This window comes from uncultured Nostoc sp. (genome assembly GCF_937863485.1).
Classification (GTDB): Bacteria; Cyanobacteriota; Cyanobacteriia; order Cyanobacteriales; family Nostocaceae; genus Nostoc.
The window spans coordinates 42,820-54,009 of the sequence record NZ_CALMFY010000244.1 but is presented as its reverse complement, the minus strand read 5'-3'; the positions used below and the strand labels follow the sequence as shown (position 1 = coordinate 54,009).

Here is an 11,190-nt window from a genome sequence, read left to right as displayed (position 1 = left end):
TTCATCCTCTATCTTGCTTCCCTCTCCAATATATCGGAGAGGGATTGAGGGTGAGTTAAGTCAGGGACATAAATTGTATGTTATTTAATTCTTATTCTTAAGTTAAACCACATCTAGTTTGCATAATCTGAAATTGTACATTTATTGTGGGGTGGGCGACACGAGCGCCCAATATATGCTTTCTTAAATATGGAACAGCTTAGTAAAAATTTAGGCAATTGCCAAATCATAATGTAAAACTAAGATTTCATCTGCTCTCAAAGTCGCCATTGCATATTCACAGCCTTGGGTATCAGCAAACTCGACTAAATAATGATATTCTTCTTCTTGCTCATACACTTTTACAATTGTTCCAACTTGCCCACTGGGTAAGCTTTTGATAAAAGTATAATCTTCTTCCACTAGTTGTAATCTTTCAATGGGAATCGGCTTAAGTGTAGCAATAGTATCCAAAAGTTTAATTTTGTTCATTTAACTTCAAAAATGCAGTAATCAACCGTGGATAGGGGTTATTAGCGGTAGTTTCCCAGATTGTCCGCAGCCTGATTCCGTGTGTATCAGGTACTATCCAATCTACTTTAAACTGTTGACCAAATTGTGTAGTACTTTGCTGAACAACTTCACCTGCAACTGCTGCTGTTTGAATAAGTTCACGCAAAACATCGGCGTTTTCTAGCGTGATTCCTAGAATTGATGCGAAAACTCTGGCTTTATGTTTTCCACTCGAATGTTCTGAATTTAGACAATAACCTATGAGCTTTTGCACAGAAATCTCTGCTTGCTCACCGTTGGTAATTTCATCGTCTATGAATATGCCCTAAAAGACTTCAAATTTTATCATTGACAGTTCGTTTTTTCAAAAATGCTCAATCAAAACCAAACACCCTTATTAGACGCCTTAAAAGCCAATGCAGCAAGACCTCATGCGCCTTTTTACACGCCAGGACATAAGCGAGGCGCAGGTATTGCTCAACCCTTGGTTGATTTATTTGGCAAAGCTGTCTTTCGCGCCGATTTAACCGAATTAGCAGATTTAGATAATCTCTTTGCACCCCAAGGCGTTATTCAAGAAGCACAACAACTAGCGGCTGAGGCATTTGGCGCTTCGCAAACATGGTTTCTTGTTAATGGTTCTACTTGTGGGATTGAAGCGGCTATTCTCGCTACCTGTGGCACTGGCGATAAAATCATTCTGCCTCGCAATGTACATTCTTCTGCGATCGCTGGTTTAATTCTCTCTGGTGCTATACCAATTTTTCTCAATCCTGAATATGATCCAGTTTTAGATATTGCCCACAGCATTACGCCCAATGCTGTACAATTTGCACTTCAACAACATCCAGACGCCAAAGCAGTGTTGACGGTTTACCCAACATATTACGGCGTTTGCGGAGATTTGAATGCGATCGCCAATATTACCCATCAATATAATATCCCTCTACTTGTAGATGAAGCACATGGTGCCCACTTTGCCTTTCATCCAGAATTACCCACTCCAGCCTTAGCCGCAGGTGCCGATTTAACTGTACAATCCATCCACAAAGTACTCGGTGCGATCACACAGGCATCGATGCTGCATGTTCAAGGTAACAGGATAGATTGCGATCGCATCAGTAAAGCTTTGCAACTCGTCCAGTCTACCAGTCCTAGTTATTTACTTTTAGCTTCTTTAGATGCAGCACGTCAGCAAATGGCACTCTACGGAAAAATGCTGATGTCTCGCACTTTACAACTTGCTGATGAAGCTAGAACAAAAATCAGTCAAATTCCTGGATTATCTATCTTAGAGATTCCTAGCCCTGCTTATAAAGGGGAGGACAATACCGTGCAGAGGTTCCCGCCATTGAGGCGACTGTCCGTAGGGCTGGGGGGATCTCCCGGCTTTGTGGCTTTAGATAAAACGCGACTAACTGTCACTGTTTCTGGTTTAGGCTTAACCGGATTTGAAGCAGATGAAATTCTCGATGAAAAATTTGCTGTCACTGCTGAATTCGCCTCACTGCAACATCTTACCTTGATCATTAGTTTGGGCAACACCCCAGCCGATATTAAGCAATTAGTGCAAGGTTTTACAACTCTTGCTAAAGAATATCGCCGAACCAACTTGAATGTTAAAAGCCATCTTTGGCAGGATTTTGTTAGTACACTAAGTCCGGCATTACATTTCTCTCCTCGTAAAGCTTTTTTTGCTGTCAGTGAAATACTACCTTTGATACAGACAAGCGATCGCATCTGTGCAGAAATCGTCTGTCCCTATCCCCCAGGAATTCCTGTATTAATGCCGGGAGAAATAATCACTAAACCTGTCCTTGATTACCTACAACAAATCCAGGCAAAGGGGGGATTTATCAGTGGTTCTGCTGATACTAGCCTTAAAACTTTAAAAGTTGTGAAATAACGTCCTAACGTCATAATTACTGAGTTTTTGTTGATAAAAAGTTAATTGATATAGTCAACAGTAAATGTGCGGCTAAATGGTTAATTAAGGTAAAAATATACACGAATTACACCCAGGATAAAAATTCAATGAAAATAGCTAGCAGACTAATGCCATCTTTAATTTATACCCATAGGATGTTGTTGATAAATCATAAATCAGAACATGAAATTAAAAACTTATTATGTTTGGGGAGTAGTAGCAGCTCCGATTTTAGTCACACTAACGCTGGGTTTCTCGGCAAGAGCGAATGCAGTTGAGTTAGGCGCTGCCTCTGATTACAATGTATTTGTCTTAGGAGATATCACTCAAAAATCTACAGATATTGAAGGAAAACTTGCTGCTGGCGGTAACGTGAATTTCGTCGGCGGACTGGGAAGCAAACTTTCTGGCAATAGCGGCAACGTAGTAGTAGCTGGACAAAACTTAACTCTGAGCAGCAGTCAAGTCTACCACGGTAATGCTGTCTACGGAGGTACCGCCAATGTGTCCAGCAATGTGGGATTTCCACAGGGAACTCTCAGCAAGGGTAAACCCATCGACTTCAATGAAGCAGGGAAACAATTGCGAGGGCTATCTCAATATTTGGCAACCTTAACTCCTACTGGTAAAACAACAGTTCAATCTTGGGGTGGTATTAACCTTAAAGGCAGTGGTACTGCCTTCAATGTTTTTAATCTTGCAGGATCATCTGTCTCCAAGGCAAACTCTTTTGAAATCAGTGGGGACGCAAAATCGACTGTTGTAGTCAATATCAGCGGTAAAGATGTGTCGCTACAAAACTTTGCCTTCAATATCCTTGGCACAGATCAACAAAAGGTGATCTACAACTTCTATGAAGCGACAAACATAACTGCCAGTGGGATTAGCATACTAGGTAGTATTCTTGCTCCTTTGGCTAATTTCAATTTCAATAATGGTCAAGTTAACGGCAACGTGGTGGTAGCTTCTTTGACAGGAAATGGGGAGTCTCACAACTATCTGTTTAATGGCGATCTGCCGGATGTCCCAACTAAGTACTACACTCCGCCTGTCATCCGCACTCAGGTTCCAGAGCCTGCAAATCTTCCAGGTTTAGGATTAATTGCTGTAGTATTTGGTTTATTTCGCCACAAACGCAATCAAGCAACTTGCCCAGAATAATCATAAACTTTTGGCAGCATGGCGCGAACTTGTTTACAGATTTTCGCTCATGCGCTCTTTCCTTGCTCCCTACCTTCTACAATAAAGATAGACTTTATTGAGATTTGTATAGTTGGGGATAAGCTGTCATGGCTCCCGCCGTTTTAATTCAAAATCTGCAAAAACGCTACGGTACAGTGGTCGCCGTCCAGGATGTTTCCTTTCAGGTAGAATCAGGAGAAATCTTTGGTTTACTTGGCCCCAACGGTGCTGGTAAAACTACTACCTTGCGTGCTTTGTGTACACTTACCACACCGGATGCTGGCAAAATCGAAGTATCTGGCATCTCTGTGTTAGATAATCCGAGAGTGGCAAGACAACGACTAGGCTACGTTGCTCAGGAAGTTGCTATAGATAAGGTGCTGACTGGAAAAGAACTCCTACAATTGCAAGCAGCACTTTATCACCTTCCAGGCGCGATCGCCAAACAGCGCATTGAGACGGTATTAAATTTACTCGGTTTGCAAGAATACGCTAATAAAAAAACAGGAACCTACTCTGGCGGTTTACGCAAGCGCCTAGACTTGGCTGCTGGATTACTCCATGCACCCGATGTTTTGGTGTTGGATGAGCCAACTGTGGGACTTGACATAGAAACTCGTTTTGTGGTATGGGATTTCCTGCGAAAATTACGCGCCTCTGGAACAACGGTAGTAATTACCAGCCATTATCTAGAAGAGATTGATGCCCTAGCCGATCGCGTGGCAATTATAGATCGGGGCGTTGTGATCGCCGCTGGCACACCTTCACAATTAAAAGATCAAGTAGGGGGCGATCGCATCACCTTGCGAATCCGCGAGTTTTCCCCCATTCAGGAAGCCGAAAAAGCTAAAAACCTTCTGCAACCTTTGCCATTTGTGCAAGAAGTGATCATCAACAGCGCTCAAGGTAATTCTCTTAACTTGGTGGTGACACCACAGAATGATGTTCTGATTAACATACAGCAAGCGCTGAATACCGCTGGACTGCCAATTTTTGGCATTGCCCAATCTCGCCCCAGCCTCGATGACGTTTACCTCGCCGCTACAGGACGCACACTGATGGATGCAGAACTCGCAGCAGTTGCTACCCGCGATCCCAAGGCGGAGAAAAAGCAGAATATGAGATAGGGGCATGGGGCATGGTGAATGCTGAATGGAAATAATTACAATGCCCAATGCCCAATGCCCAATGCCCAATGCCCAATTAATCCAAAATTGCTATGAGTGTTACTCCTAAATCTGATATAAATTGGCAGCCGCTAGCATCACCGCAAGTTGACGCTAATGCTGCACCTAACTTTTTCGGTGAATTGGTACAAGAGACGTTGGCTTTAACTCGTCGCTTGTTTATTCAGTTGCAACGCCGTCCCTCCACATTGGTTGCTGGAATTATTCAGCCAGTAATGTGGTTATTGCTATTTGGTGCTTTATTCCAAAATGCTCCCAAAGGTATATTTGGCAATACAACAAATTATGGTCAATTTTTGGCTGCCGGCATAATTGTGTTTACAGCCTTTGCTGGGGCGCTGAATGCTGGTTTACCCGTGATGTTTGACCGCGAGTTCGGCTTTTTGAATCGTTTACTGGTAGCACCATTAGCATCGCGGTTTTCCATTGTTTTTGCTTCGGCAATCTTTATTATCAGCCAAAGTTTGCTGCAAGCAGCGGTGATTGTAGCGGCAGCAGCGTTTTTGGGCGCTGGACTACCAGATGTAACTGGTTTAAGTGCGATCGCTCTAATTGTTTTCCTCTTAGCTTTGGGCGTGACAGCCATTTCCCTCGGCTTGGCTTTCGCCTTACCCGGACACATTGAACTGATTGCAGTGATTTTTGTCACTAACCTACCATTATTGTTTGCTAGTACTGCTTTGGCTCCTCTATCCTTCATGCCTCAGTGGTTGCAGGTTGTGGCTACTCTGAATCCTCTCAGTTATGCGATCGAACCAATTCGCTATCTATATCTCCACAGGAGTTGGGGACTAGGTAGTATAGTGATGCAGGCTCCTTGGGGCGATGTTACCTTTGGGGGAGCGTTGCTAGTATTGTTTGGCTTTGCCCTTGTCGCCTTAGTGAGTATTCAACCCCAACTGCGGCGGACTCTTGCTTAAGATAAAATAGAGAAATTTTAGGGTCAAAACCCATGAAAAAACCATTTTTACAAATTCCTAGACTCTTTGTGGCTACTGTGGCAGGAATTAGCTTTGCTTCCTTGCTGATGGCTCAACCAAGTTCGGCTCAAATCAGCAGCCCAACTGACCCTTTTCCCAGTACTACTACAACAGACCAAAATACCGATCCGTTCTCCCGTTCAAACTCAGACAATTTCAACATGTTTGACCTGATTCATCGGGCAAATTTCGGGACTCTCAATTGGGATTATAACCAACAGAACGAACAACTAAACTCAGCCGCAGCAGCTTTTAAAGCAAGGCAACAAAGACTGATTCGAGGTCAACAACAGCAAGCAACCCCCGGTTTGCCAGCGGTTACACAACCAGTGATTACACCAGGATCAGTTACACCACCATCAGGTAACTGAATTCAAACAAAGAACCCCAAGCTTTTAAAGCTTGGGGCTGAGACTATTTAAAAAATCCTTAGTTATCCGGTAAAAACTACAGCCCAAGTGCAGCTAAAATATCGCTGGCATGGTTGGTGGTATTTACATTAGCGTCAACATGGGTAATTTTGCCGCTGGGGTCAATTACGTAAGTGACGCGCTTGGCATAACCGCCGCCATCCACATCGAAAGCTTTGATGAGGGATTTGTCGGTGTCAGCCAGTAAGGGAAAATTCAAATTATATTTTTGGGTGAATGCCTGATGGGAGACTTCATCATCTGCACTCACTCCCAAGATTGCAACATCTTTACCTTGATATTGAGATTGGGCATCCCGAAAACTACAGGCTTGTTTGGTGCAGCCGGGCGTGTCATCTTTGGGGTAAAAATATAAAACGACCGTCTTGCCGGCAAAATCAGATGACGAGACTGTGTTGCCGTTTGTATCTTTGGCGGTAAATGCAGGTGCATCCGTACCAACTGCTAGAGGCATAATTAACCTTTCCTGTTTCAGATTGTTGATGCACTTGAAATTTTACATTAATTTATAATGATTAAATATAATTACTAAAAAATAGCATAACTATACTTGAGGAAACTAATTTTGGTTAAATCAGGTAGCTGATACAAGAAAAAATATATTCTGAAATTAATCTTTCTTAAAAGAAAAATTTCTCCCCATACACAATGCCTGCTGTTGATTCCCAAAACCCAAATATTTTTGTCTATCCTCGAAGCACAGTAGAAAGAGCCGAGCGATCGCTAGTGTGTTCACCTTTTAATCTATCTTTATTTGAAGTGATGGTACACCGGAGTGTGTCAGTAACTGCGATCGCTCTAGAAAATGGACTCAAGCAGGGTTATACTAAGCGCCCTTTGTCAGAATTAGCATGTGACAACGCCTTGGGCTGGCTGATCCAAGTGGGTGTATTGCGGCGAGAAGTCGATGGTCAGGGGATTACAGATAGTTTTCGCCTTACTCCCTTGGGTCGCCAGTTAGTAGAACAATACCAGGGAAAAAATTGGCGGACTCCTTCATGGGGCGATCATTTATCCGATGCTGTGATTCGTTGGTTACGGATACCCTTTTAGAATAAAAAACCAAAGAGTTAGGATTAGGGAATCAAAGGGAACAATATATACGGAAACATCACACCGATTCATGAAGTCTTTACCATAATCATCTAATTGAGGGCTGGTAGGAAGTAAAAAAGCGAGACAGGGAGAGGAAGAGACGCTCTGACGCCAAGAAATTATCAAATTCTCTCTCCGTGTCCGCGTTTCCTTGTGTCTTCTTCCCTCCTAAAATTTAGCCCTGTATTTTTAACAACTAAGTGATAGCAATTATGAAATCAATTATGGTGGTGGGGACAACATCTCATGCAGGGAAATCACTTTTAACTACAGCTATTTGTCGCATTCTGTCGCGGCGTGGCTGGCGGGTGACTCCCTTTAAAGGTCAAAATATGGCTTTAAATGCTTATGTTACTGCTAATGGTGGAGAAATTGGCTATGCCCAAGCAGTACAAGCTTGGGCGGCGGGAGTTGTGCCTTGGGTAGAAATGAACCCAATTTTACTCAAACCTCAAGGGGATATGACTTCCCAAGTAATTATCAAAGGTAGGTCTGTGGGTAAAGTGAGTGCCTCAGATTACTACGAGCAATATTTTGACCTGGGGTGGCGGACAATTGAAGAATCGCTACAGCATTTAGGAACAGAATTTGACTTGGTGGTTTGTGAAGGTGCTGGTAGCCCAGCAGAGATTAACCTTAAGCACCGAGACTTAACTAATATGCGGGTAGCAAAATATTTGAATGCGCCAACCATGTTAGTAGTTGATATTGATCGGGGTGGTGCTTTTGCCCATGTAGTAGGAACCCTAGAGTTATTGGAACCGGATGAACGCGCCTTAATTAAGGGTGTAGTAATTAACAAGTTTCGAGGACAGCGATCGCTTCTAGATCCGGGGATAAAATGGTTAGAAGAACGTACAGGTATCCCCGTTATCGGTGTTATACCCTACTTACAAGAAGTGTTTCCAGCAGAAGACTCTCTTGATTTGCTAGAACGTGAATCGCATAAAGCCCAAGCTGACCTCAACATTGCCGTCATCCGCTTACCTAGAATTGCCAACTTCACCGACTTTGACCCTCTGGAATCAGAAAGCACAGTTTCAGTAAAATACCTCAGTCCTAAGCAAGATTTAGGACATCCAGATGCCGTGATTCTTCCAGGTACAAAGACCACAATTGCTGATTTGCTACTGCTGCAAAAAAGCGGTATGGCAGAGGCTATTCAACACTATGCCGCCTCTGGGGGAACGGTTTTAGGTATCTGTGGTGGCTATCAAATGCTCGGTCAAATCATCGCTGATCCAGAAGGGATAGAGGGACAAGCGGGGAGATACCAGGGGTTAAATCTTTTACCAATCAGAACCGTAATTACCGGACAAAAAATCGCCCGCCAGCGCCAAGTTAGCTCGAATTATCCGCAGCAGGGCTTACCAGTCAATGGCTTTGAAATCCACCAAGGGCGATCGCGCATCGAACAGCAAGGTATAGACCCTCAATCCTACCATGCCCTATTTGACGATATTAATTTAGGGTTAGTGGATAGTTGTCAATCAGTCTGGGGAAGTTACCTCCACGGGCTTTTTGACAATGGCCCTTGGCGACGGGCTTGGTTAAATCGCCTCCGTCAACAGCGGGGTTTAAAATCTTTGCCCACAGGTGTTGCTAACTACCGAGACCAGCGAGAGCAGATTTTGGACTCCCTAGCCACTGAAGTTGAAAGCCATTTAGACTTAAGTCTGTTTTTGTCTTAAGCTAAAGTGCATAAAAATTGCACATTTTTTCGTTAAGCTAGTTATTTGTCATTTGTCTTTACAAAAGACTAATGACCAATGACAAAGAACAACCTTTACGAGTCAATACTAAATTAAATGCGTAACATTGATGATTGTTCGTGTCCGCTTTTTACCAGATGATGTCACAGTAGATGCCGAAGTGGGAGAAGCCCTGTTGGATGTAGCAGACCGGGCTGGGGTATTTATTCCCACTGGTTGTCTTATGGGGTCTTGTCACGCTTGTACTGTGGAATTAGAGGATGGAGAGATCATCCGCGCTTGTATCACCGCAGTACCACCACGCAAGGAATTGACGATTAATTTGTTTAGCGACCCAACTTGGTAGTTTTTTAACCCTCTAAGTTCAGAATGTCAGACGAACAAGTAGAGGAAAAGAAACAAGATGAGTGAGCTTAAATACGAAATGGTTATTCAGTCGTCTAAAGAAGATGATTGCTTCTTAGTAGAATTCCCTGATTTTCCAGGACAACGCTGGCGGACTCATGGGGATACTTACGAGTTGGCTGTGGCAAATGGAATTGAAGCCTTAGACTCTTTAATTATTGCTTACGAAGCTGTAGGTGATCCACTTCCAGAACCAACAGTAAGTAGGGTGCGTTAACGCAATTTACTAGGTGGTAACTAATACTGGACAATTTGCGCGATCGCAGCTTTTTTTGTCTAAATAGTATTTTTATGTATTATTACTGATTCTTTTCACTTAAATAGTTTGTATATTAGCTTGTCAATGTGTGCCTTAACTATAAAATTGGGCGATCGCACTTGGTAATTGTCACTGTTAAACGTAATTGTCTCTCAAGTACTTCAGTAGGCAAATAATATTTTATTAATAAAACACCATTTAGTCAGGTGGTAATTATGGCAAAATTTGTTCCTCTTTGGTTTTCAAGCACTACAAACTTTAGCGAAGTAGGTTTAGAACATGGGTTAATAAAAAATAAACAGCTTCATAATGGTAAATGGACTTATACTATTCTTCCTGAAAGATATTCATCATTATACGGTATTAGCGATAATGCAAACCTAATAAAGCTATTGGAAAATAAAGGCTTTGAAGACATTAAGCTAGAATTATTAGAAAGTTATATCGGTTTTGAAAAAGTAACCGATTAAACAAGTGATAATATGTATGTAAATTAAATATAGTGTTATGTTTATCTGTCTAATTGAGGTTACTTCACTGCTCACTGTCAATCAACAGCCTATATTTTGGACTGTGGCAACATATGACTTTGACCCTGGACTCAAACAAGATGAATTCTTTTGGCTTAATTGGAATATAAATGATAAAAAGAGGAAGTTGCGTATAAAAGTCCTAGAGATAGAAAAAAATGTTTTCCCAAAAGGAAGCTGTCCTCCTGATGTTTTCCCAAAAGGAATCTATCCACCCTTTTATAAAAATGAATCTGTTTTCTTGTTAAGAATTTTTGGGGAAGCAGAAGACAGAGATGAATTCGTTGAAGTTGTAGATTTCATAAAAAAGATGAATCCAGGAAAATTTGATCCTGTTTTTAGTAATTGAAAAAAAATCAAGTTTTAGGCTTTAACAAGCCCTAATCAACCAATAATAATGCTTGATTGCACCTCCTCTAACCATTAAAAAATCCATATTTCCCCATCAGACAGCAAGAAACTTATACACATTGTTTCCTACTGCCTGTTTTTGCTATCTTTATCAATTAGCTTTAACATTCAGCGCGTATTCTTTAAACCTTTCCAAATCAGCTTGAATTGTCGATTCAACTATCCGTCCCAAAAACAAGTTATCCATGATTTTGCCAAGAATGCCGGGGATAGCGTAGGAAATGGTCATTTTAACAATGCTACTATTGTTGCGATCGTAAAAGCGAATCGCTCCCTGATTTGGCAACCCATCAATCGACTCCCATTGGATAATTTGGTTGGGAATAACTTTGAGAATTCGGGATTTCCAAGTAAATTCTAAACTGCCCGTCTTTAATTTCCAAAGAGATATATCTGGATTATCTGGCGGAATTTTCACCGAATCAATCCACTTCATCCACCGGGGCATTTGCTCCAAATCAGACCAGAGGCTCCATACTAAATCTATAGGAACTTCTACTTCTACCTGTACAGTATGCTCTAACCAATCTGACATTACTCTCTTCTTCCTTTGCGTCCTTTGCGACGGCAGTCCCTCAT

At 42.1% G+C, this 11,190-nt stretch carries 15 protein-coding genes; 11 read left to right on the top strand and 4 right to left on the bottom strand.

Annotated elements, in window-relative coordinates; genetic code table 11:
- Nucleotides 1-210 precede the first annotated feature (210 nt).
- Both Q0541_RS33720 and Q0541_RS33715 read right to left on the bottom strand, forming a co-directional pair.
- Nucleotides 211-471 (bottom strand): DUF4926 domain-containing protein, encoded by a 261-nt coding sequence (locus Q0541_RS33720; protein ID WP_298921356.1) that lies wholly within the window; start codon nucleotides 469-471, stop codon nucleotides 211-213.
- Nucleotides 458-796, bottom strand: a complete 339-nt coding sequence (locus Q0541_RS33715) for a DUF6883 domain-containing protein (protein ID WP_366941962.1) — start codon at nucleotides 794-796, stop codon at nucleotides 458-460. Before Q0541_RS33715 ends, Q0541_RS33720 begins: the two co-directional genes overlap by 14 nt.
- A 66-nt stretch (nucleotides 797-862) precedes the next feature.
- On the opposite strand from Q0541_RS33715, the gene Q0541_RS33710 reads away from it, so the two are divergent.
- The 5 genes from Q0541_RS33710 (at nucleotide 863) to Q0541_RS33690 (ending at nucleotide 6,139) form a co-directional block, all read left to right on the top strand.
- Entirely contained in the window at nucleotides 863-2,398 is a 1,536-nt protein-coding gene (locus Q0541_RS33710) for an aminotransferase class I/II-fold pyridoxal phosphate-dependent enzyme (protein ID WP_298921352.1), read from the top strand.
- A gap of 204 nt (nucleotides 2,399-2,602) precedes the next feature.
- Entirely contained in the window at nucleotides 2,603-3,580 is a 978-nt protein-coding gene (locus tag Q0541_RS33705; protein WP_298921351.1) for a choice-of-anchor A family protein, read from the top strand.
- A gap of 128 nt (nucleotides 3,581-3,708) precedes the next feature.
- The gene (locus tag Q0541_RS33700) at nucleotides 3,709-4,728 is read left to right on the top strand and encodes an ABC transporter ATP-binding protein (protein WP_298921348.1); all 1,020 of its coding nucleotides are present in this window, start codon (nucleotides 3,709-3,711) and stop codon (nucleotides 4,726-4,728) included.
- Nucleotides 4,729-4,820: 92 nt separating this feature from the next.
- On the top strand, nucleotides 4,821-5,708 hold the full coding sequence (locus Q0541_RS33695) for an ABC transporter permease (RefSeq protein WP_298921346.1): 888 nt from the start codon (nucleotides 4,821-4,823) through the stop codon (nucleotides 5,706-5,708).
- Between the two features lie 32 nt (nucleotides 5,709-5,740).
- Nucleotides 5,741-6,139 (top strand): hypothetical protein, encoded by a 399-nt coding sequence (locus Q0541_RS33690; protein WP_298921344.1) that lies wholly within the window; start codon nucleotides 5,741-5,743, stop codon nucleotides 6,137-6,139.
- Between the two features lie 76 nt (nucleotides 6,140-6,215).
- Here the strand turns inward: Q0541_RS33690 and Q0541_RS33685 are convergent, their stop codons facing one another.
- Nucleotides 6,216-6,653, bottom strand: a complete 438-nt coding sequence (locus Q0541_RS33685) for a peroxiredoxin (RefSeq protein WP_298921341.1) — start codon at nucleotides 6,651-6,653, stop codon at nucleotides 6,216-6,218.
- Between the two features lie 194 nt (nucleotides 6,654-6,847).
- Here Q0541_RS33685 and Q0541_RS33680 point away from each other — a divergent pair, with 194 nt between their 5' ends.
- From Q0541_RS33680 to Q0541_RS33655, 6 genes are all read left to right on the top strand, one after another.
- Nucleotides 6,848-7,252 (top strand): Npun_F0494 family protein, encoded by a 405-nt coding sequence (locus Q0541_RS33680; RefSeq protein ID WP_298921339.1) that lies wholly within the window; start codon nucleotides 6,848-6,850, stop codon nucleotides 7,250-7,252.
- 254 nt (nucleotides 7,253-7,506) lie between these two features.
- Entirely contained in the window at nucleotides 7,507-8,985 is a 1,479-nt protein-coding gene (gene cobQ, locus Q0541_RS33675; protein ID WP_298921337.1) for a cobyric acid synthase CobQ, read from the top strand.
- 130 nt (nucleotides 8,986-9,115) lie between these two features.
- Nucleotides 9,116-9,352, top strand: a complete 237-nt coding sequence (locus Q0541_RS33670) for a 2Fe-2S iron-sulfur cluster-binding protein (protein WP_298921335.1) — start codon at nucleotides 9,116-9,118, stop codon at nucleotides 9,350-9,352.
- Between the two features lie 57 nt (nucleotides 9,353-9,409).
- Nucleotides 9,410-9,628, top strand: a complete 219-nt coding sequence (locus Q0541_RS33665) for a type II toxin-antitoxin system HicB family antitoxin (RefSeq protein ID WP_298921333.1) — start codon at nucleotides 9,410-9,412, stop codon at nucleotides 9,626-9,628.
- Nucleotides 9,629-9,885: 257 nt separating this feature from the next.
- Nucleotides 9,886-10,140, top strand: coding sequence for a hypothetical protein (locus tag Q0541_RS33660; RefSeq protein WP_298921331.1), 255 nt, complete (start codon nucleotides 9,886-9,888; stop codon nucleotides 10,138-10,140).
- Between the two features lie 103 nt (nucleotides 10,141-10,243).
- The gene (locus tag Q0541_RS33655) at nucleotides 10,244-10,549 is read left to right on the top strand and encodes a hypothetical protein (RefSeq protein WP_298921329.1); all 306 of its coding nucleotides are present in this window, start codon (nucleotides 10,244-10,246) and stop codon (nucleotides 10,547-10,549) included.
- Nucleotides 10,550-10,702: 153 nt separating this feature from the next.
- Here Q0541_RS33655 and Q0541_RS33650 read toward each other — a convergent pair whose 3' ends face one another.
- Nucleotides 10,703-11,146, bottom strand: coding sequence for an SRPBCC family protein (locus Q0541_RS33650; protein WP_298921327.1), 444 nt, complete (start codon nucleotides 11,144-11,146; stop codon nucleotides 10,703-10,705).
- Nucleotides 11,147-11,190: the final 44 nt, after the last annotated feature.